The sequence below is a fragment of the Saccharopolyspora sp. NFXS83 genome (assembly GCF_026241095.1).
GTDB lineage: Bacteria > Actinomycetota > Actinomycetes > Mycobacteriales > Pseudonocardiaceae > Saccharopolyspora_C.
The window spans coordinates 1-20702 of sequence record NZ_JAPFGB010000034.1 but is presented as its reverse complement, the minus strand read 5'-3'; the positions used below and the strand labels follow the sequence as shown (position 1 = coordinate 20702).

General features: G+C 71.3%; 18 protein-coding genes and 1 pseudogene. 8 read left to right on the top strand and 11 right to left on the bottom strand.

The genetic code is table 11. The features are described 5' to 3' along the window. Window positions 1–19: 19 nt before the first annotated feature. The gene (locus tag OOZ19_RS26555) at window positions 20–1300 is read right to left on the bottom strand and encodes a uracil-xanthine permease family protein (RefSeq protein WP_266092892.1); all 1281 of its coding nucleotides are present in this window, start codon (window positions 1298–1300) and stop codon (window positions 20–22) included. Beyond that, window positions 1288–1995: an aryl-sulfate sulfotransferase gene (locus tag OOZ19_RS26550; protein ID WP_266092891.1), complete on the bottom strand. Its 708-nt coding sequence runs from the start codon at window positions 1993–1995 to the stop codon at window positions 1288–1290. Before OOZ19_RS26550 ends, OOZ19_RS26555 begins: the two co-directional genes overlap by 13 nt. Window positions 1996–2018: 23 nt before the next feature. On the opposite strand from OOZ19_RS26550, the gene OOZ19_RS26545 reads away from it, so the two are divergent. Beyond that, entirely contained in the window at window positions 2019–2192 is a 174-nt protein-coding gene (locus OOZ19_RS26545) for a hypothetical protein (RefSeq protein WP_266092890.1), read from the top strand. Between the two features lie 179 nt (window positions 2193–2371). Here the strand turns inward: OOZ19_RS26545 and OOZ19_RS26540 are convergent, their stop codons facing one another. Next, window positions 2372–2926 carry a TetR/AcrR family transcriptional regulator C-terminal domain-containing protein gene (locus tag OOZ19_RS26540; RefSeq protein WP_266092889.1) on the bottom strand — a complete coding sequence of 185 codons (555 nt, stop codon included), beginning with the start codon at window positions 2924–2926 and terminating at the stop codon, window positions 2372–2374. Window positions 2927–3029: 103 nt separating this feature from the next. On the opposite strand from OOZ19_RS26540, the gene bioB reads away from it, so the two are divergent. From bioB to OOZ19_RS26515, 5 genes are all read left to right on the top strand, one after another. Continuing rightward, on the top strand, window positions 3030–4088 hold the full coding sequence (bioB, locus tag OOZ19_RS26535) for a biotin synthase BioB (protein WP_266092888.1): 1059 nt from the start codon (window positions 3030–3032) through the stop codon (window positions 4086–4088). Window positions 4089–4091: 3 nt separating this feature from the next. Beyond that, the gene (locus OOZ19_RS26530) at window positions 4092–5351 is read left to right on the top strand and encodes an adenosylmethionine--8-amino-7-oxononanoate transaminase (protein ID WP_266092887.1); all 1260 of its coding nucleotides are present in this window, start codon (window positions 4092–4094) and stop codon (window positions 5349–5351) included. Beyond that, window positions 5348–6487, top strand: a complete 1140-nt coding sequence (locus OOZ19_RS26525; RefSeq protein WP_266092886.1) for an 8-amino-7-oxononanoate synthase — start codon at window positions 5348–5350, stop codon at window positions 6485–6487. The genes OOZ19_RS26530 and OOZ19_RS26525 overlap by 4 nt, the downstream gene beginning before the upstream one ends. Continuing rightward, entirely contained in the window at window positions 6484–7239 is a 756-nt protein-coding gene (gene bioD, locus OOZ19_RS26520) for a dethiobiotin synthase (RefSeq protein WP_266092885.1), read from the top strand. The genes OOZ19_RS26525 and bioD overlap by 4 nt, the downstream gene beginning before the upstream one ends. 264 nt (window positions 7240–7503) lie before the next feature. Continuing rightward, window positions 7504–8166: a GntR family transcriptional regulator gene (locus OOZ19_RS26515; protein WP_266092884.1), complete on the top strand. Its 663-nt coding sequence runs from the start codon at window positions 7504–7506 to the stop codon at window positions 8164–8166. Between the two features lie 199 nt (window positions 8167–8365). On the opposite strand, the gene OOZ19_RS26510 is transcribed toward OOZ19_RS26515, so the two are convergent. After that, window positions 8366–9529, bottom strand: coding sequence for an NAD(P)/FAD-dependent oxidoreductase (locus OOZ19_RS26510; RefSeq protein WP_266092883.1), 1164 nt, complete (start codon window positions 9527–9529; stop codon window positions 8366–8368). 1 nt (window position 9530) lies between these two features. After that, window positions 9531–9863: a bifunctional 3-phenylpropionate/cinnamic acid dioxygenase ferredoxin subunit gene (locus tag OOZ19_RS26505; RefSeq protein ID WP_266092882.1), complete on the bottom strand. Its 333-nt coding sequence runs from the start codon at window positions 9861–9863 to the stop codon at window positions 9531–9533. Between the two features lie 438 nt (window positions 9864–10301). On the opposite strand from OOZ19_RS26505, the gene OOZ19_RS26500 reads away from it, so the two are divergent. Continuing rightward, window positions 10302–11735, top strand: a complete 1434-nt coding sequence (locus OOZ19_RS26500; protein WP_266092881.1) for an MFS transporter — start codon at window positions 10302–10304, stop codon at window positions 11733–11735. A 323-nt stretch (window positions 11736–12058) separates the two neighbouring features. On the opposite strand, the gene OOZ19_RS26495 is transcribed toward OOZ19_RS26500, so the two are convergent. The 6 genes from OOZ19_RS26495 to OOZ19_RS26470 all read right to left on the bottom strand — a co-directional run bounded on the left by OOZ19_RS26495 (window position 12059) and on the right by OOZ19_RS26470 (window position 19977). Then, window positions 12059–13204 (bottom strand): aromatic ring-hydroxylating oxygenase subunit alpha, encoded by a 1146-nt coding sequence (locus OOZ19_RS26495; RefSeq protein WP_266092880.1) that lies wholly within the window; start codon window positions 13202–13204, stop codon window positions 12059–12061. Between the two features lie 242 nt (window positions 13205–13446). Further along, window positions 13447–14295 carry a formyltetrahydrofolate deformylase gene (purU, locus tag OOZ19_RS26490; RefSeq protein ID WP_266092879.1) on the bottom strand — a complete coding sequence of 283 codons (849 nt, stop codon included), beginning with the start codon at window positions 14293–14295 and terminating at the stop codon, window positions 13447–13449. 256 nt (window positions 14296–14551) lie between these two features. Further along, window positions 14552–15925: an L-serine ammonia-lyase gene (locus tag OOZ19_RS26485; RefSeq protein ID WP_266092878.1), complete on the bottom strand. Its 1374-nt coding sequence runs from the start codon at window positions 15923–15925 to the stop codon at window positions 14552–14554. Window positions 15926–15992: 67 nt separating this feature from the next. Then, window positions 15993–16865 carry a bifunctional 5,10-methylenetetrahydrofolate dehydrogenase/5,10-methenyltetrahydrofolate cyclohydrolase gene (locus OOZ19_RS26480; RefSeq protein ID WP_266092877.1) on the bottom strand — a complete coding sequence of 291 codons (873 nt, stop codon included), beginning with the start codon at window positions 16863–16865 and terminating at the stop codon, window positions 15993–15995. Continuing rightward, on the bottom strand, window positions 16862–17482 hold the full coding sequence (locus OOZ19_RS26475; protein WP_266092876.1) for a cyclodeaminase/cyclohydrolase family protein: 621 nt from the start codon (window positions 17480–17482) through the stop codon (window positions 16862–16864). The genes OOZ19_RS26480 and OOZ19_RS26475 overlap by 4 nt, the downstream gene beginning before the upstream one ends. Window positions 17483–17511: 29 nt before the next feature. Beyond that, a complete protein-coding gene (locus OOZ19_RS26470; protein WP_266092875.1) occupies window positions 17512–19977 on the bottom strand; it encodes a GcvT family protein in 2466 nt (821 codons plus the stop codon). Between the two features lie 592 nt (window positions 19978–20569). Between OOZ19_RS26470 and OOZ19_RS26465 the strand changes: the two are divergent. After that, window positions 20570–20702, top strand: a pseudogene (locus tag OOZ19_RS26465) (serine hydroxymethyltransferase); the annotation flags it as partial.

The window sequence follows — 20702 nt, the reverse complement described above, 5'->3', positions numbered from 1 at the left end:
CCGATCTGGTCCGGCTCGATCACTCTGGCGCGCGTGCGGAGAACAGCAGGTTGCCGAGGACTCCGACGAGCGCGGCCATGGTCACGCCGCTGCCGAGGATGAGACCCGGCGATGGCGGTAGGGCCTGGTACAGGTCCGGTGCGACGACGGGCAGCAGCCCGGCGACCAGCGCCGCCGTGGCGACCATCAGGTTGCCGTCCTGGCCGAAGTCGACCTCGCGCAGCATCTTCACGCCCAGCCCGGTGATCATGCCGAACACCACCAGCCCGGTGCCGCAGACGACGGCGGCGGGCACGGCGTTGATCAGCCGGGCCACCGGCGCGAGGAATGCGATCACCGCCAGGAGCACGGCCGTGCCGAGCGTGACGTAGCGGCTGCGCACCCGCGTGATGCGCACGATGCCGACGTTCTCGCCGCTGGTCACCATCACCGGACCGCCGAACGCGCCGCTCAGCAGCGAAGCGACGGCATCGCCGCGGATCGTGCCGCCGATGTGGCGCTTGCGGTCGACGGGGGTGCCCACGGCTTCCGCGTTGAGCACGGTCTGGCCCGTCGCCTCGGCCATCGCGCCGATCGCGAACAGCAGCATCGGCACGGTCGCCAGCAGGTCGAAGTGCGGCACGCCGAACGGGAACGGCTGCGGCCACGCGAAGACCGGGCCGCCGGTGATCTCGCCGAGCTGGCCCGTCGCGAACCCGAGCAGCATGCCGCCGACCATGCCCAGCAGCACCGCGACCCGGCGCCAGCCGCCGCGCAGGAAGCGGAACAGCACCACCGTCAGCACGATCGTCGCCGCCATCAGCCACAGCGACGAGGGCTCCGCCGAGCCCGCAGGCCCGGCCACGAGCTGGGCGGTGATGCGCAGCAGGTTCACACCGATCACGATCACCATGACGCCGAGCACGAGCGGTGGGAAGAACCGCACGATCCGCAGGAACACGGGGGCGAGCGCGAAGCAGGCGAGCCCGGTGAGCACCACGGCCCCGCTCGCCGTGCGCGCGTCGGTGCGCTGCGCGATCTGGATGAACAGCACGACGACGGCGCCACCAGGCAGCATCACGAACGGCAACCGCGCGCCCACCCGCAGGAAACCGGTCGACTGGAAGGCCGTGCCGATCGCCGAGACCAGGAAGAACGCCGCGAGCAACCGCGCGGAGGAATCCGCGTCGAGGTCCAGCGCGTGCGCGACGAGGAACACCGACGAGATCGGCCCGGTGATCATCACCAGCAGGTGCTGCACGGCCAGCGGCGCGAGCGTCTTGAGCGGCACCGCTTCGCCCGAGGGGCTCACCGCAGCCACGGCAGTTCCGCCGCCGAGTACCGGTAGGCCCGGAACAGTGCGTTCGACTCGCTCGGGAACACCCGAGCCGCTTCGGGCTCGTGGTAGCGCGAGAATTGCGGCACGACGAACTCCCAGCACACCCGGCCGTCCGGGGTGATCTCGAAGATCCGGCCGAAGGCGGACTCGGTGATCATCGTGTTGCCGTTGCCCAGCCGCTGCGCGCTGCCCATGAACGGCGTGAAGAACGCTTCGCGGGTGGAGTCGTGGTACTCCCAGGTGATCTCGGACGTCGCGCGGTCGACCTCGACGACCCGCGAGAACGTCACGCTCTCCCTGGCGCGGAAGGTGCCGTTGTCGAAGATCAGCAGCTTGCCGTCCTCCAGTTCGGACACGCAGTGCTGCTGGGCGACCACGTCGGAACCCAAGCGCCACAGCACGTTCCCGGTCGCCCGCTCGATCACGATCACCGCGGAGACGCTGCGCAGGCTCGCGACGATGTTGCCGTCGGCGAGCTCGGAGACGCTGTTGACCAGCGGCCAGTGCTCCCGCCAGTAGTGCGGCTGCAGCGGGTAGTCCTCGGGCGGCAGGTGCTCGATCGCCCGCCACTCCCACAGCAGCTCGCCGTCGGGGCCGACCTCCCGGAGCACGTCGGCGTAGAGCACGCCGTCGGCCTCGGTGTCCGGTACTCCGCCGGGCACGAGCGCGGGGTCCACGGGTTCGGCGGCGGCGTAGAGGCGTGGTCCGCGGCGCGGCCCGAGTGGTGGCGGGCGCGGCGGAGCACGACCTCGCCGAAGGCGACGCCCTCTACTGCTCCGGCGGAATCCGCCACAGCTGGCAACTGCTCACCGGTGACACGAAGGTCCTCCTGGTGGCGGTAGCGGAAGACGCCAGGATCACCCTCGACGACTGAACCTCTCGTGGCGCGCGGTCTTGCCGGCGGCGAAGCCGCTGAGCGGCGGCCACCAGGGCAGGTCGACCCGCGGCGGTTTCCTCGTGAGGGCGGCGATGTCGCGCGTGGCGGAGCCGCTCGCGAACTCGGTCCCGCAGTGCGGAATCCGCTGAGGTTCCGCCGTCCGCGCCGTGCTCAGGTCAAGGAAGAGTCCTGGCCCGAAGTCCGTCGAGGACGAGTTCCAGGCTTCGTTCGAAGTCGTCGGGGCCGCCGGGGTCGCGATCGATCGCACCGGCGCTCGCGGCCTGCAGCGCGGTCTGCTCCTCGGTGGCGTGCCCGAACACGAGGTGCAGGAAGGTGCGGGTGGCCAGGTCCACCAGGTCCGCGGGCAGGCCGCCGTCGCGCAGCGCGTCGCGGAGCCTGCCGGCGGTGTCGTCCCGGCCGAGGCCGAAGGTGTGCGCCGTGGCGACGACCTCGGCGCCGTCGCGGTACGCGAGCATCGCGTCCCGCAGTTGCCCGCAGAGCTCGACGACGCGCCCGTCCCACTCCGTGGCCCGGTGCGGTCGTCGGCCGCGGCGCAAGATCTCGTCGGCGATCGCGGCCAGCAGCGTCTGCTTGTTCGGCACGTGGTGGTAGAGCGCGCTGGGTTGCACGCCGAGCTCGGCCGCGAGCCTGCGCATCGTCAGCGATTCCAGCCCGTACTCGTCGAGCACCGCGAGGGCGCGATCGACGATGTCGGCGCGGTGGTAGCGCACGCGAATCCTTCCCGTTGACCGATCCGTCCTCCCAGTTTAACCTGAACGCTGTTCACCTGAACGCTGTTCAGGTCGCCGCGTCAGCCGACCCCGGGGAGAAGCGATGACCACCACCTTCGACCAGCTCGCCGACGACGTCCTCGCCGGGAGCCCGGCGACCACCGAGGACGCGCTCGCCGTGCTGCGGGCCCCCGACGACGAGCTGATGTCCGTGGTGGCCGCCGCCGGTCGGCTGCGCCGCGCGCACTTCGGCAACGCGGTGAAGGTGAACTACCTGGTGGACCTCAAATCGGGGCTGTGCCAGGAGAACTGCAACTACTGCTCGCAGGCCATCGGCTCCGCGGCCCCGATCCTCAAGTACTCGTGGCTGTCCCAGGACGCCGCGCTCGCGCAGGCCGGTGCCGGGCTGGAAGGCGGCGCGAGCCGGGTGTGCATGGTCGCCTCCGGCCGCGGACCGTCCACCCGGGACATCGACAAGGTCGCGGAGATGGCCGGTGCGCTCAAGCGGCAGCACCCGGACGTCGAGATCTGCGCCTGCCTGGGGCTGCTCAAGGACGATCAGGCGGAACGCCTCAAGGCCGCCGGGGTGGACGCGTACAACCACAACATCAACACCGCCGAGAGCCACCACCACAACATCGTCCAGACCCACACCTACGCGGACCGGGTGGACACCGTGCGCAAGGCCAAGGACGCGGGGCTGTCCCCGTGCTCCGGGCTGATCGCCGGGCTGGGGGAGTCCGACGAGCAGCTTGTCGAGGCGCTGTTCGCGCTGCGGGAGCTGGGGGCGGACTCGATCCCGGTGAACTTCCTGCTGCCGTTCGACGGCACCCCGTTCGAGAACACCTGGGAGCTCACCCCGGCGCGGTGCCTGCTGATCCTGGCGATGGCGCGATTCGTCTGCCCGGACAAGGAGGTCCGGATCGCCGGTGGTCGCGAGGTCCACCTGCGGTCGTTGCAGCCGATCGCGCTGCACGTGGCCAACTCGATCTTCCTCGGCGACTACCTGACTTCGGAGGGCCAGGCCGCCGAAGCCGACCTGGAGATGATCCGGGACAACGGTTTCGTCGTGCTCGGCTCCGAGCAGGACCTCGCCCAGCGAGCCGCGGGACCGGTGATCCGCCGCCGCGGCGCCGGAACCGACCTGCTGCCCAACGCCTGACCGATGACTCCCGACGAGCAGCTCGCGTTCGACCGCGCGCACCTGTGGCACCCGTACACGTCGATGACCGACCCGGCGCCGACCCGCCTGGTCACCGGCGCCCGCGGCAGCCGGATCAGCATCGACGGCATCGGTGAGGTCGTGGACGGGATGGCGTCGTGGTGGTCGGCGGTCCACGGCTACCGGCATCCCGCGCTGGACGAGGCGGTGCGCGGTCAGGTCGAGCGGATGTCGCACGTGATGTTCGGCGGGCTCACCCACGAACCGGCCGTCGAACTGGCCCGCCGCCTGGTCGACCTCACGCCCGACGGGCTCGACCGCGTCTTCCTCGCCGACTCCGGATCGGTGAGCGTCGAAGTGGCGATGAAGATGGCGCTGCAGTACCAGCGCGGTGCCCGTCGGCCGGGGCGGACCCGGTTCCTCACGGTGCGCGGCGGCTACCACGGCGACACGTTCGACTGCATGAGCGTGTGCGATCCCGACGGCGGCATGCACGCGATGTGGTCCGGTGCGCTGCCGGAGCAGGTGTTCGGCGCACGTCCGCCGCGCCACGACGCCGACGTCGCCGCCTGGGCGGAAGGGTTCCGCGCGCTCGCGGCCGAGCACGCCGACCGGCTCGCCGGGCTGATCGTGGAGCCGCTGCTGCAGGGAGCGGGCGGGATGCGGCCCTACTCCGCGCACTGCCTGGCGGTCTTCCGCGAGGTCGCCGACGAGCACGGCCTGGTGCTCGTCTTCGACGAGATCGCGACCGGCTTCGGCCGCACCGGCACCCTGTTCGCCGGGGACGCGGGGCCGGTGCGGCCGGACGTCCTGTGCGTCGGCAAGGCGCTCACCGGCGGCTACCTGTCGCTGGCGGCCACGTTGTGCACGGCGGAGGTGGCGCGCGGGCTGTCCGCCTCGGAGTCCGGGGTGCTCATGCACGGCCCCACGTTCATGGGCAACCCGCTGGCCTGCGCGGTCGCCACGGCCAGCCTGGACCTGCTGGTGAACGGCGACTGGGCGGCCGACGTGCGCCGGATCAACGCGGGTTTGCAGGCGCTGCACGGGATTCCGGCCGCCGACGTGCGCGTGCTCGGCGCGGTCGGCGTCGTCCAGCTCGACCACGAGATCGACGTGGCCGCGGCGACCGAAGCCGCGTTGGCGCACGGCGTGTGGTTGCGGCCGTTCCGCGACCTGATCTACACCATGCCGCCGTACGTGTGCACCGACGAGGACATCGCCGCCGTGTGCGGCGGGATCGCAGCTGCGGCGGAGGCCGGATGAGCGGCTGGGACGACTGGTTCGCCGCGCAGCGCTCCGCGCGCGAGCACGCCGGAGTGCAGCGCGCGCTGCGGCCGAGGCCGGCGACCGAGGCGGTCATCGACCTCGCGGGCAACGACTACCTCGGCCTCGGCGCGCACCCCGGAGTGCGGCGTGCCGCGGCCGATGCCGCCCTCCTGTGGGGCGCGGGCGCCGGGGCCTCCCGGCTGGTCACGGGCACCACCGAGCTGCACGCCGAGCTGGAGCGCGAGCTCGCCGAGTTCACCGGCCGCGAGGCCGCGCTGGTGTTCTCCACCGGATACCACGCGAACCTGTCCGCGGTGACCGCGCTGGCCGACAAGCGGTCGCTGGTCGTCTCCGACGCGCACGCGCACGCCTCGCTGATCGACGCCGCGCGGCTGTCCCGCGCGGCGATCGAGGTCGTCCCGCACAACGACGTGTCGGCCGTGCGTGCCGCGCTGGCGGCAGCGGGGGACCGGCGCGCGATCGTGCTCACCGAGTCGATCTTCTCGGTGCTCGGCGATGCCGCGCCGCTCCCGGAGCTGGCCGCGGCGTGCGCCGAGCACGACGCGCTGCTGCTCGTCGACGAAGCCCACGGGATCGGCGTCGTCGGGGACTGCGGCCGGGGATCGGTGCACGCTCACGGCTTGGCGCGGCACCCGCAGGTCGTGGTCACCGCGACGCTGTCGAAGTCGCTCGGCGCGATGGGCGGCGCGGTGCTGGGCTCCGCGGCGTTGATCGACCACCTCACCAACCGCGCCCGCCCGTTCATCTTCGACACCGGCCTCGCACCGGCTCCCACCGCCGGTGCGCTGGACGCGCTGCGCCGATTGCGGTGGCGGCCGGAGCTGCCCTCGGTGATCCACCGGCGCGGCGGTGAACTCGCCGAGCGGCTCGGCGTGCCGCGTTCGGCGGGCGCGGTGCTCTCGGCGCCGATGCCGTCCCCGCAGGTCGCCGTCGCCGCCCAGGCCGCGGCGCTGGCGGCGGGTGTCCGGGTCGGCTGCTTCCGGCCGCCCTCGGTGCCGGACGGCATCTCCCGGCTCCGGATCACCGCCCGAGCCGGGGTCGGCGAGGACCGCTGGGCCGTCGCCGTCGACGTGCTGTCCCACGTTGTAGACGACCACCGGGAACGATCGTGATCGTCTTCGTCGTCGGCACCGACACCGGTGTCGGCAAGACCGTGACCACCGCGGCGCTCGCCGTCCGATCCGGGCCGGGGACGATCGTCGTGAAACCGGCGCAGACCGGCGTCGGCCCCGACGAACCGGACATCTCCGTCGTGCGGCGGCTGGCCGGATGCGAGGTCGCCGAGTTCACCCGGCTCGCGGATCCGCTCGCGCCGGACACGGCGGCCCGGCTGCGCGGCGAGGCGATCCCGACCGTCGGTGAGCACGCGGCCAGGATCCGCGACCTGGCCGGGACTCGCGGCACCGTGATCGTGGAGGGAGCGGGCGGCGTCCGGGTCCGCCTCGACACCGCGGGCGGCACGATCCGGGACCTCGCCGCGGACCTGGCCGCGGACCACCCGGTGCGGGTGCACGTCGTGGCGAGGATCGGTCTCGGCACCCTCAACCACACCGAGCTGACCGTGGACGCGCTGCGCTCGCGCGGACTGGAACCGGACGGCCTGGTGCTCGGCTCGGTCCCGGCGGAGCTCGGGCTGGCCGAGCGCTGCAACCGCACCGAGCTGCCCCGCGTCACCGGAGTCCCGATCACCGGCGCGATCCCCGAAGGCGCTGGAGGACTCGCCCCGGAACTGTTCCGCGAGCGGGCCGACTCGTGGTGGACGAGCCCGGCAGGGGAGGGCGCAGCGCCAGGCCGGGAGGCGCTCGCACGGCGCGGTCTCGGAGCGGGAAACCGCGGAGTGCGGAGGAATCGGACGCCTGGCTGAACCGAGGATCCGGGGCGAGATCGGCGGAAATTCCCCACCCGGCCCGAAAGGCGCAGCGGACCAGCGCTCTTCCTCCGCGCTCGACCGGAAAGGCGACGGCGGTTCCGGCCCGGTTGCTCCGACGGCGTCCCCGAGACCGGCCGAACCGGTGACGCGGGCCACCACGACCAGGCATCGGTGGAGCGCCAACAGATACACTGCTGATATGTCAAGTCATCTCGGCACCTTCGGAAGCTGCTGCCCGTCGACGACGCCGAGGACGGGATGGGCGCTGTGACCAGCGGTGAACCGGTGTACACCTCGATGGCCGACAAGGCGTACGCGGCCATCCGGGACCGACTGATCATGCTCGACATCCCGCCCATGACCGCGATCGACGACGTGGCCCTCGCCGGATCGCTGGACATCGGCCGGACTCCGGTGCGCGAGGCGCTCAAGCGGCTGGAGATCGACCGGCTCGTGGTGTCCTACCCGCGGCGGGGCACCTTCGCCACGGCCGTCGACATCACCGACCTCGCCTACATCTCCGAGCTGCGGGCGCAGTTGGAACCGCTGGCGGCTCGGCGGGCCGCCGAATCCGCGGACGCGGCGAAGCTGGGCGAGGTGGCCGAGCTGGCCGATGCCCTGGACCGGGTCGACGTGCGCTCGCTCAGCCGGGACGAGTTGATGCGCTGGGACCTGCACGTGCACCGCGCCATCTACAGGGCGGCGGGGAATCCGCACCTGGAGGACACCCTGGTGCGCTACGACAACCTGGCGACTCGGATCTTCTGCCTGTTCCTGGACCGGATGGTGAACTTCGACAGCCACGTCGGTGAGCACACCGCGCTGCTGCGGGCGATCGGCGCGCGCGACTCCGCCGAGTCCGAGCGGCTCGCCCGCGAGCACGTGCTGGGTTTCGAGAAGGCGATCCGGGCGGTGGTCTGACACCCGCCGGAGCGACCGGGGTAGGCGAGCGGGAACGAGACCTGGGTCGCGTTCCCGTCCGAGCCCGTGTCGCAGCGCCGGAACGCGTGGGTGATGTCGTCCGACGGCGTGCCGGCTCGTGCAGGACTCCGACCGGGTCCGCGCGGAGCCCGGTGCGGACGGCGGTGCTGCCTGGGGAGCGCGTCGCGTCGGTGAGCGGTCAGAGTCTGCCCGCGAGGCGTCGGCGCCATCGGCCGAACGCGCGGGGGCGGTCGATGCCGAGCACTCCGACCGGAGCGCCCGCGCCGTCGACGTAGAGCGCCAGGAAGTCGCCGGAGTCGAGATCTCCTTCTTCCACCTGGATCGAGCAGTCCGCCGTGCGGTGCCCCGCGAACTGGATCTGGTGGCCGTACTGGTCGGACCAGAAGTAGGGGACCGCGTGGTGGGCGGGTGCGGCGTGCTCCCGGCCCAGCAGCGCCGCGACGGCCGCCGCGGGTTGCTGCAGCGCGTTCGTCCAGTGCTCCAGCCGCATGGATTCCGCGGTGTAGGACCGGTGCGAGTTGGCGCAGTCGCCGACGGCCGCGACGCCGGGGACGTCGGTCAGGCCCCGTTCGTCGGTGAGAACGCCGTTGTGCAACGGGATTCCCGAGTCCGCCAGCCATTCCACGTTCGGCTGGGCGCCGATGCCGACCACCACCACGTCGGCGGGCAGCTCGCGCCCGTCTTCGAGCCGGACGGCCGTCACGCGGAGCTCGCCGACCAGTTCGGCCAGACCGGCCCGCAGGTGCATCCGGACGCCGTTGCGGGCGTGCAGCCGGCCGCACACCGCGCCCATGTCGGTGCCCAGCGCTCGTTGCAGGGGAACGGCCGCCGCTTCGACGATGTCCACTTCGCAGCCGAGCCCGACCGCGGTCGAGGCGATCTCGGCTCCGATGAACCCGGCTCCGATGACGATCAGCCGCGCCCCGGGCACGAGTTCCTTGCGCAGCGCGCGGGCGTCGTCGAGCGTGCGGAGGGTGTGCACGCCTTCGGGCACCGAGTCCGGCAGGGTGCGCGCCCGCGCCCCGGTGGCCAGCACGACACCGTCGGCGGTGATGCGCTCCCCGTCGTCGAGCAGCACCGCGCGCTCACCGGTGTCGAGGGCTTCGGCCCTGCTGCCCAGCCGCCACTCGATGCCCAGCCCGGAGTCCTCCGGCTCGGTCAGGCCGATGTCGTCCTCGGAGGAGGTGCCCGCCAGGAACTCCTTGGACAGGGGCGGGCGGTCGTAGGGCGCGTGCTCCTCGTCGCCGATCACGACGATCCGCCCGTCGAAACCCTGCTCCCGCAAGGAGCGGGCGGTCGTCAGGCCGGCCAGCGACGCCCCGACGATCGTGATGTCCCGCAAATCAACTCACCCCTTCCGCTGCCGCGTCGACCCGCGTCGACTCGAGGACGTAGATCAGGCCGTCGTCGACGGACACCTGGTGGGTGCGAACGGGTTTCTTCGCGGGAGGCCCGCTGGGGCGGCCCGTGCGCAGGTCGAAACAGGCCGCGTGCAAGGGGCATTCGACCGCGCAGCCCTCCAGCCAGCCGTCGGAGAGGGACGCGTCCTGGTGCGTGCAGGTGTCGTCGATCGCGAACAGTTCACCGTCCACGTTGAACACCGCGATGGGTGCCTCGCCCTGGACGCGGGCCGACTCCCCGGGAGGGAGGTCGGCGAGCTCACCTACGAAGATCATGTTGCCTCCTGTTGCAGATGGCGGAACCCGTAGTGCAATTCGCAACAGACAGAATGCGGCTCGCCCCCTTGGTCGTCAACGATGGAATTTCGGCGGCGAATCCGAGCGCCCGGTTGCGCTCCGCGCAACGACCCCGAGGGCCGGTGCCGGCTGGGCCGCTCGCGGGATCGCGCTCGGCCGGATGCTCTCGATGGAGCGTCGTCGAGCGGGTCGCTCGCGTTACCGGAGCGGGGATCTGCTTGTAGCGCACGGGTTTCGTCCCCGGCGGGCCGTGTCCGGAGCGTCGGATCGACTAGCCGATCGGGGCGTTGACCCAGCCCGACCGCTGTCTTATCGTGCACAGATATATCAACCGTCGATCCCCGCGATCAGGGTGATGGGGCTGCTGAGGTTGCGACACTGTCGCGGAGCGCCGCAGTTCGCACCTGGGGAGACCTCATGACCGAGCAACCGAGACGTCGCAGGCGGGGCCTGACTCCTCCTGTCGTGCAAGAGGAACGCACCGTCCACCGGGCGGTCGCGGCGACTTCCGTCGGGAACGTCGCCGTGTGGTACGACTTCGGCATCTACTCCTACCTGGCCGCCGCCGTGCTGGACCGGGTCCTGTTCCCCGACGGCGGCCAGTGGGCGACCGCGTACACGCTCGCCGCGTTCGCCGCCGCGTTCCTGATGCGCCCGCTCGGCGGGTTCGTGTTCGGGCGGCTCGGGGACCGGATCGGCCGCACGAAGGTGCTCTCGGCGACGATGCTGCTGATGGCGGTCGCGACGGTGCTGCTCGGGTTGGTCCCGAGCCACGGCACGATCGGCCTCACCGCTCCGCTGCTGGTGCTGCTCGTCCGGATGCTGCAGGGGTTCGCCGTCGGCGGCGAGTACACGGGTGCCCTCACCCTCATCGCCGAGTACGCCCCGGACCGGCGGCGCGGATTCTTCGGCAGCTGGCTGGAATTCAGCACCCTGGCCGGATACGCGCTGGGCGCCGGGGTGTGCGCCGCGGTGATCGCCGCCGTGCCGGAGGGCGACCTGCTGTCGTGGGGCTGGCGGCTGCCGTTCATGCTCGCGCTGCCGCTGGGCCTGACGGGCATCTACCTGCGGATGCGGCTGGAGGACACCCCGGCGTTCCGGCAGCTGATGGAGCGTTCTCCGGCGCTGAGCACGATGTCCGCGCGGCGCGCGCTGCAGATCGTCGTGGTGCACTACCGCTCCGCCGCGCTGGTCGCGACCGGTGTGATCGTCGCGTGGAACGTGACCAACTACGTGATGACGAACTACGTTCCCACCTACCTGGCCGCGACGCTCCCGCGCAACGGCGCGGGTGGGAGCAGCCAGGCGGTGGCGGCCACCCTGCAGGTCGCCGTCATGGTCCTGATGCTGTGCGTGATCGTGTCCGTCGGCCGGCTCAGCGACCGAATCGGGCGAAAACCCGTTCTCATGGCGGGAAGCCTGTCACTGATCTTCTTCGGGCTGCCGGCCGTGTGGCTGCTCCGCGAAGGGCTGGCCGGCCAGGTCGCCGGGCTCCTGATCATGGGGATGTCGTTGGTGTGCTTCGCCGCGGTGTCGCCCTCGACGCTGCCCGCGCTGTTCCCGACGATGATCCGCTACAGCAGCCTGGCCGTGATCTTCAACCTGGCGGTCTCGCTGTTCGCCGGGACCGCGCCGACGATCATCGAGGCGGCGGTGACGGCCACCGGCAACCTCGACTGGCCGGGTTTCTACCTGGTCGGCGCGGGCGTCATCGGCGTCATCAGCACCCACTTCCTGAAGGAGCAGGCCGGACGCCCCCTCGACGGCGCAGCCCCGCTGACCTCCAGCGCCGAGCTCCCCGCCCCGCCGCTGTCCGACGAGGGCGTCCCCTTGGAGCAACCCCGCCAGTGACGCGCCTTCCCGGATGGCTTGCGCGGTGGTCGGGTGGCGGAACCTCAGCGACTCCCTCGCTGCGGGATCGATTATTCGAGCGGCTTGCGCCATGCGCGCGTTTGCTGTCCTCGCGGGGAAGCCACTGAGAACCCGCCGGGGGTCGTCGTGCTCCGGTGGTCGCGGCACGTTGGCTTCGCCGCTGACGGGACGTTGGAGCGCGGGCCGGTAGGACGTACGACGTGATTCTCCCGTACCGGGACGGGTTCCTGCGGTGCGGGCGCCTTTTCGGCGCAGCACGAGGGCCCCGTGCGGACACGTCCGCACGGGGCCGGTGCCAGGGGTCATCCGACGCGGGCGCGCACCCAGTCGTGGAACTCCTCGATGTGGTGCTCGCTGGGGACCAGCACGCCACCGCTCTTGTAGGACCGAGAGTCCATCGCCAGCTGGCAGCGCTCGCAGGCGTCGAAGTCCTGCTTGTTGACCCGGTGGAACAGCTCCACCGAGCGCTCGATGTCGACGTCCGAGTCGACGACCTCCGGCAGGTACAGCCAGTCGCACCGCACGATGGTCCGATCCACGGCGACCGGGAACATGCGGTGGAAGACCACGTGGTCGGGCACCAGGTTGATGAAGACCTGCGGCCGGACGGTGATGGCGTAGTAGCGCCGGTCCTGCTCCTCGTTGACGCCGGGGAGCCGTTCGACGCCCTCGGAGCCGTCGACGGTGAAGCCCTGGATGTTCTCGCCGAATTCCGCGCCGTGGCCCACGAAGTACTGGGCGGCGAGTCCGTCGGCGAACTCCGGCAGCACCTCGGTCAGCTCCGGGTGGATCGTCGCGCAGTGGTAGCACTCCATGAAGTTCTCGACGATCTGCTTCCAGTTCGCCTTCACGTCGTACTCGATGCGCCTGCCGAGCTTGAGGTCGGCGACCTGGTAGCCGACGATCGCGTCCGGTGTGCCCAGGCGGTTGGTGACGTCGTTGACGACGGTGTCCTCGAACGACGGCGGGTCCTCGGCCAGGCACAGCCAGACGTAGCCGAGCCACTCGCGGACGTGCACCCGGTGCAGTCCGTACTCGGCTCGGTCGATGTCGGGCATCGCGGTGAGGTTCGGCGCGGCGATCAGCTTGCCGTCCAGCGCGTACGTCCAGGCGTGGTACGGACATTGGAACGACCGCCGCACCTCGCCCTGCTCCTCGGTGCACAACCGGGCCCCGCGGTGCCGGCACACGTTGAGGTGGGCGTTGACGCCGCCGTCGCGCCCTCGGACGACGATGACGCTCTCCCGGCCGATCTGCACGGTCTCGTACTGGCCGGGACGGGCCAGGTCGGCGCTGAGCACGGAGCAGAACCAGCCCGCCTCGAAGATCGAGTCCTGTTCCGCGCGGAAGATCTCGGGATCGGTGTAGTAGTGGCCCGCGAGTGTTTCCCGCAGGCTCGCGGGGAGTCCTTGCTCCTCAACGGATGCGGAGAGCTCACCGGTCGTCATGGAAGTGCTCCTTGCTCGAGAGGACGGATTCGCGTCAAGGCGCTCCGGACGAGCGCTCGGCGAGGTGGGGCCGTGGCTCCCCGGAGGGGAGCAGGTGAGCAGGATCAAGGGAGTTGCGCACGACGCAACCCGATGCGCGATGCGCTACACATAGCAGCGCGCCGGAAGCCGGATGTCAAGGGCGGCAGGAGGAATCGGCGGCAGGGACGTCGATCTCCGTCATGCGCGCGGTTCGAGGGCGCTCACTGGAAGACCACCGTGCTCTGCCCGTTCAGCAGCAGGCGCCGTTCGCAGTGCCAGCGCACGGCGCGGGACAGCGCCAGCGCCTCGGCATCGCGGCCGACCGTCTGCAAGGCCTTCGGGTCGTGGGTGTGGTCGATGCGGATCACCTCCTGCTCGATGATCGGTCCTTCGTCGAGTTCCGGGGTGACGTAGTGCGCGGTGGCCCCGACGAGCTTCACCCCGCGCCCGTAGGCCTGGTGGTAGGGCTTCGCGCCCTTGAACCCGGGCAGGAACGAGTGGTGGATGTTGATGGCCCTGCCGTGCAAGGCCTTGCAGGTCTGGTCGGACAGCACCTGCATGTAGCGGGCGAGGACCACGAGCTCGGCGTCGTGCTCCTCCACGACCCGCAGCAGCCGGGCCTCCGCTTCGGGCTTGGTGTCGCGGGTGACGGGGATGTGGATGAACGGCAGGCCCGCGTTCTCGGCCATGGGGCGCAGGTCCTCGTGGTTGGACACCACCGCGACGATGTCGGCGCCGAGGCTGCCCGCGCGGCAGCGGTAGATCAGGTCGTTGAGGCAGTGCCCGAGCTTCGAGACCATCACCAGGATCCGCGCGTTGCGATCGGCGGCGAAGGCGAAGGTCATCTCGAAGTCGGCGGCGACGGGTTCGAAGCCGCGCGAGATCTCATCGATGTCGATGTCGTGCCCGGCGGTGACGTGGGTGCGCAGGAACAGCCTGCCGCGCACCGGGTCGTCGAACTGCTGGTGCTCGCCGATGTCGCAGCCGTGCTGGAAGAGGTACGAGCTGACGGCGTGCACGATGCCGCTGCGGTTGGGGCAGCTCAAGGTGAGCGTGAAAGAGCGGGTCAACGGATCCTCCTCAGTGCCTGTCTTTGATCTTGGCCTGCGTAGCGGGTCACTCAGCGGAACCTCAGCGGCTTCCTCGCTGCGGGATCGATTTCTGATGTATGCCGTACACGGCGAAATCGCTGTCCTCACGAGGAAGCCGCTGAGAACCCGCCGGTGGTCATCTTGCTCAAGCTGGTCACTGCTCAGCGGCTCTGCCGCTGACAAGACAACGACCACCACCGCCGCTCACTGGAACGACATGATCAAAGACAGGCTTTCAGCATTCGACGACGTTGAGCGCGAGGCCGCCGCGGGCGGTCTCCTTGTACTTGTCCTTCATGTCCGCCCCGGTCTCGCGCATGGTCTTGATCGCCTTGTCCAGCGAGACGTGGTGCTTGCCGTCGCCGCGCACCGCCATCCGGGCCGCGGTGATCGCCTTGATCGAGGCCACCGCGTTGCGCTCGATGCAGGGGATCTGCACGAGACCGCCGACGGGGTCGCAGGTCAGGCCGAGGTTGTGCTCGATGCCGATCTCGGCGGCGTTCTCGACCTGCTCCGGGGTGCCACCGATGATCTCGGCGAGCCCGGCGGCGGCCATGGAGCAGGCCGAGCCGACTTCGCCCTGGCAGCCGACCTCCGCTCCGGAGATGGAGGCGTTCTCCTTGAACAGCACGCCGATGGCTCCTGCGGTCAGCAGGAAGCGCACCGCGGCGTCGGCGGAGAACGACGGCAGGAACCGCTCGCCGTAGTGCAGGACCGCGGGCACGATGCCGGCGGCGCCGTTGGTCGGCGCGGTCACCACCCGGCCGCCCGCGGCGTTCTGCTCGTTCACGGCGAGGGCGTAGAGGGTGACCCACTCCATGGCGTGCAGCGCGTCGTGCTCGTCGGTGGTGGCCTCCAGCCGTTCGCGCAGCTCGTTGGCCCGGCGGCGCACCTTGAGCCCGCCGGGCAGCGTGCCGCTGGTGTGCGAGCCCTGCTCGACGCACTGCCGCATCACCGACCAGATGTGCAGCAGCCCGTCGCGGACCTCCTGCTCGGTGCGCCAGGACAGCTCGTTGGCCAGCATGATGTCGCTGATCCGCAGACCGGATCCGAAGGCGTGCGCGAGCAGTTCCTGCCCGGTGCGGAACGGGTAGGGCACCGGCGTCTCGTCCTCGGCCAGCACCGGGCGCCCGGCCTCGTCCTGGTCGAGCACGAATCCGCCGCCCACCGAGTAGTACTCGCGGCGGTCGATGCGGGCGCCGTCGCCGTCGCACGCCTCGAAGACCATGCCGTTGCTGTGGAAGTCGAGCCGCCCGGTGCGGTGCAGGACGATGTCCTCGACGACCGAGAACGCGATCTTCTGCTCGCCGCCGAGGCTGATGCGGTTCTCCTCCCGCACCGTCCGCACTTCCGGTTCGGCGGCGACCGGATCGACCAGGTGCGGCTGCTCCCCGGCCAGCCCGAGCACCACGGCGTCGACGCTGCCGTGGCCGTGCCCGGTCGCCCCGAGCGATCCGAACAGCTCGCAGCGGACGCCCGCGACGCGGGGGAGCTCGCCCGAGCCGCGCAGGTGCTCGACGAACAGGTGGGCCGCCCGCATCGGGCCGACCGTGTGCGAACTGGACGGGCCGATGCCGACCTTGAACAGCTCGAAGACCGAGAGGGTCACGTGCGCTCCCAACCTGGTCGTGCGCGGAGTCCTTCCCGCGGCGGTGCGGTGGCGGATCGGTGCGCCGTCACGTCGAAGCCCGCGCCGCCGCTGCCGCGGTGTGCCGGAGCAGCAGCGCCGTGGTGACGGGACCGACGCCGCCCGGAACGGGGGTCAACCCGGCGACCCGGCCGGTGACGGCGGGTTCGTCGACGTCGCCGACGAGTCCGCCGCCGGCGGTGGGATTGGTGCCGACGTCGATGACGATCGAGCGTTCGCGCACGTGCGCGTAGCCGATCAGGCCGGGTCGCCCTACCGCGACCACCAGGACGTCCGCGTCGCTGGTGAACCGGGCGAGGTCGGCGGTGTGGCGGTGGCAGATCGTCACCGTCGCGTCCCGCCGCAGCAGCAGCTGGGCGGCGGGTTTCCCCACGACGTTGGAGCGGCCGACCACCACGCAGCTGCGCCCAGCCAGCGGGATCTCGTGGTGGTCGAGCAGTTCCAGCACCGCCGCGGCGGTGGCCGGGGCGAAGGCGCGGGAGCCGGCGGTGAGGCGGCCCAGCGACACCGGGTTCGCGCCGTCGACGTCCTTGTCCGGTGCGATGGCCGACGCGAGCTCCTCGAAGCTCGCGCCGGCGGGCAGCGGGGTCTGCAGGATGATCCCGTGCACCGAGTCGGCGGCGCTGAGCGAGTCCAGCGCCGCGCGGACCTGCGCGGGGGAGCCGTCGGCTCCGAGGTCGACGACTTCGCAGTCGATGTTCGCCTTGGCGGCGGTCTTGGCGATGGAGCGCACGTACCAGGCGCTGGTCTCGTCGTCGGTGGCGACGACGACGGCCAGCTTCGGCGTGGTGCCCCGCTGGGACAGCGCGGCGGCGGTGGCCGCGACCTCGGCGCGGATCGCGCGGGCGAGGCCGGTGCCGTCGAGGGCTCGGGTGGCGGGTTCTCGTTGTGCGGTGGTCATCGCAGGATGTGCTCCCGGACGGCTGAGGTGACCTGGTCGGCTCGCGGGAAGACGTCGGCGGCCCGCTCCAGCGACTCGCCCAGTTCGGCGCGGATCGCGACGTCGGTGATCCCGGCGAGGTTGATCTCGATGTTGACCCGCGCGGTGGAGGCCGCGGCCCGCGCGGCGTCGGCCGCCGCGGCGATGTCGGCGATCACGTTGGTGTTCCCGATCGGGCGCAGCCCCTGGGCGAGGTCGAGCACCTGAGCGGCGACGGCGATGACGCGGGCGGGCACCCGCCCGGCCTCCGCGAGAGCGGCGGTGATGGCTCGGGTGCGGGCGGCCTTCTCGTCGTCGTTCGACTTGGGCAGGCCGTAGGCGGCGCCGACGGAGCCGAACGCCACGGCGTCCTGCTCGGCCAGCGCCAGCGCGGACGCGCGCAGCTCGTCGGCGGCGTCCCGGATCTCGGTGATGGCCGCGGCGTGCGCGGCGTAGCGCGCACCGTCGCTGTAGCGGGCGACCATCGCGACCAGCGCGGCACCTTGCGCCGCGTGCAGCGCGGAGGTGGCCCCGCCGCCCGGCGCGGGCACCCTGGCGGCGAGGTCGTGCAAGAAGGAGTCGATCGTGTCCGTGCGCATGCGGAGTCCTCCGGGGTCTGCGGGCGCGGTCAGCGGCGGATGCGGTGCATGTCCGGGTCGACCAGCGGTTCGGCCGCGACGGTGGCACGCACCCCGCGGCCGAAGTACTGGACCTCGACCTGGGTGCCGACCACGGCGGTGGCGGGCAGCCACGCGTAGGCGATCGGGATGCCGAGGGTGTGCGAGAACGCCGCGGAGGTGACGTAGCCCGCGGGCTCCCCGTCCACGAACACCGGTTCGTGACCGAGCACGACGCTGCGGCCGTCGTCGATCGTCAGGCACGACAGCCTGCGCGTCACCGCGTCTTCGTCGATCGCGGTGATCGCGTCGCGCCCGACGAACTCGCCCTTCTGCGGCCGGACGGCGAACCCGACCCCGGCTTCGTACGGGTTGTGCTCGGTGGTCATGTCCGACCCCCAGGCGCGGTAGCCCTTCTCCAGCCGCAGGCTGTTGAACGCGGCCCGCCCGGCGGCCACGACCCCGAGCTCGCGACCGGCTTCGAACAGCACGTCCCAGAGCCGCTGCCCGTACTCGGCGCCGGTGTAGATCTCCCAGCCCAGCTCGCCGACGTAGGACACCCGCATCGCCAGCACCGGGATCCCCGCGATGTGCGCCTGGGCGCAGCGGAAGTACTTCAGGCCTTCGTGGGAGAAGTCGTCGTGGCTCAACGGCTGCACCAGGTCGCGGGCCAGCGGCCCCCACACGCCGATGCAGCAGGTGCCGCCGGTGATGTCGCGCACCTGGACGCTGTGGTCGTCGGGGAGCCGTCGGGTGAAGTGGTCGAAGTCGAGGTTCCCGTTGGCGCCGACCTGGAACAGCTGCTCGCCGAGCCGCGCGACGGTGAGGTCGCTGCGCACGCCGCCGGCCTCGTCGAGCACCAGGGTGTAGGTGACGGCGCCGATCGACTTGTCCATCTTGCCGGTGGTGAGCCGGTCCAAGAAGGACAGCGCGCCCGGCCCGCTGATCTCCAGCCGCTTGAGGGAGGTCATGTCGTAGAGGGCGACGGCGTTGCGGGTCTTCCACGCCTCGGCCGCGGCGATCGGGGAGTGGTGCATCGCCGACCAGGCGTCCCGCGCCGGCGGCTGCCACTCCATCGGGAGCCGCTTGACCAGCGGGGCGTTCGCCTCGTACCAGTGCGGCCGTTCCCAGCCGTGGGATTCCAGGAAGACCGCCCCGAGCTCCCGCTGCCGCGCGTGGAACGGGCTCACCCGCACGTTGCGCGGTGACAGCTTCGGCTGCAGGGGGTGCTTGACGTCGTAGATCTCGACGAAGTTGCGCTGGGCGGTCTCGTCGACGTGGTGGTCGGTCGTCTCGACCTCGTCGAACCGGTGCACGTCGCAGCCGTGCAGCTCGGTCCGGCTGCGGCCGTCCACCAGCAGCTCGGCGACCGCGCGGGCCACGCCGGAGGAGTGGGTCACCCACACCGCCTCGGCGATCCAGAACCCGGCCACGTCGGGGGATTCGCCGACCAGCGGCCCGTCGTCGGGGGTGAACGAGAAGATCCCGTTGAACCCGGATTCGACCCGCGCCGTGCGCAGCGCGGGCAGCAGCCGGCGGCTGTGCTCCCAGGACGCCGCGAAGTCGTCCTCGGTAAACGGCAGCATCGAGGGCATCGCTGCGTCGGTCGGGGAGTCCTGCTCGGGCAGTTCGCTCAGGCGCACCGGCATCGGGCGGTGGGCGTAGGTGCCGATGCCGAGGCGGTCGTTGTGCTCCCGGAAGTAGAGGTCCTGGTCCTGGTGGCGCAGGATCGGCATCCGCGCCTCGATCCGGGCGTCGTTGCGCCCGGCGAGTTCGGGCAGCGGTTCGGTGTGCGCGTACTGGTGCGCCAGCGGCAGCAGCGGGACCTTCATGCCGACCATCTCGCCGATGGCCCGCCCCCAGAACCCGGCGCAGGACACGACGATGTCGGCGGGGATCTCGCCGTGGTCGGTCCGCACGCCGGTGACCCGGCCGCCGTGCTGGTCGATGCCGATCACGCGGGTGGAACCTCGGAAGGTGGCGCCGCGGGATTCGGCGCGGCGGGCGAGCGCGACGACCGCCCTGGTCGACTTGGCGAGTCCGTCGGCGGGGGTGTGGAACCCGCCGAGGACGCGGTCCTGGTCGAGCAGCGGGTGCAGCTTCGCGCACTCCTCAGGATCGAGGACTTCCCCCGCCACGCCCCAGGAAGTGGCCCACCCCTGCTTGCGGTGCAGGTCGTGCAGCCGCTCCGGCGTGGTCGCGATCTCCAGGCCGCCGACCTGGTTGAAGCACCAGTCGCCGTCGACGTCGAGCCCCTTGAGCTTGTCGACCGTGTAGGCGGCGAACTCCGTCATCGTCTTCGACCCGTTGGTCTGGAAGACCAATCCGGGCGCGTGCGACGTGGAGCCGCCGGTGAGCGGCAGCGGTCCCTGGTCGAGGACGGTGACCTGGTTCCAGCCGCGTTCGGTCAGCTCGTCGGCCAGGTTCGCTCCGACGATCCCGGCTCCGATGATGACGACGCGAGGGGTCGTGCCCATGCTGGTCTCCTAACGGCGGCCTGACGACCGCTACGAGGACGGCGCTGTTCGGGAGTTTTTGCCCTGAGCCGCAACGGATCCGGCTGCAGAGCGGCTGGGGGCTCGTGATCGCCGAAGCCGGTGCGCGAGGCGCGGCCGGCCGCGGCTGGAGGCTCCATCGACTTGGGAAGTCGGTGCCGACGCGAGGTCGGGTGGCGAAGCGGGGAGACCGGCCTTCTGGAGCCGGGAGAAATGAGGACAGCTGATATATCAACTGGACAGCAAGGTAGGCACTGGTGGGTGCGGGGTCAAGGGGTCCGTCGAAAATCGGGGAGGCCTGGCGCGCGACACGCCGCCGAGTGGAGGACGCGCCCGGCGGGTCGTGCCTGAAAAGCCGTTCGCGGCGGGGAAACCTCGTGGTGGGCGCGGGATCGGCGACGGCTCGCGAGGTGTCGGTGATCGGGATTTCGAACCCTCTTGACCGTGCGATTCGAGCTGCTTACGCTGTGAAAGTCATCTGATATGTCAGTTGAATCTCAGGCGAGGGCAGGGTGCTGCCGCGTTCGCTCGCTCGTCGATCTCCTCTGCTGGTTCCCAGCGCGGAAGGAGTCCCATGAGTCCGTCCAGCAATGCGAGTGCCGTAGACGTCTTCAACGACCAGCTCTCGGTGGTGGATCCGGAGGTGGCCAGTGCTGTGGGCGCTGAACTCGGCCGTCAGCAGAACACGCTGGAGATGATCGCGTCGG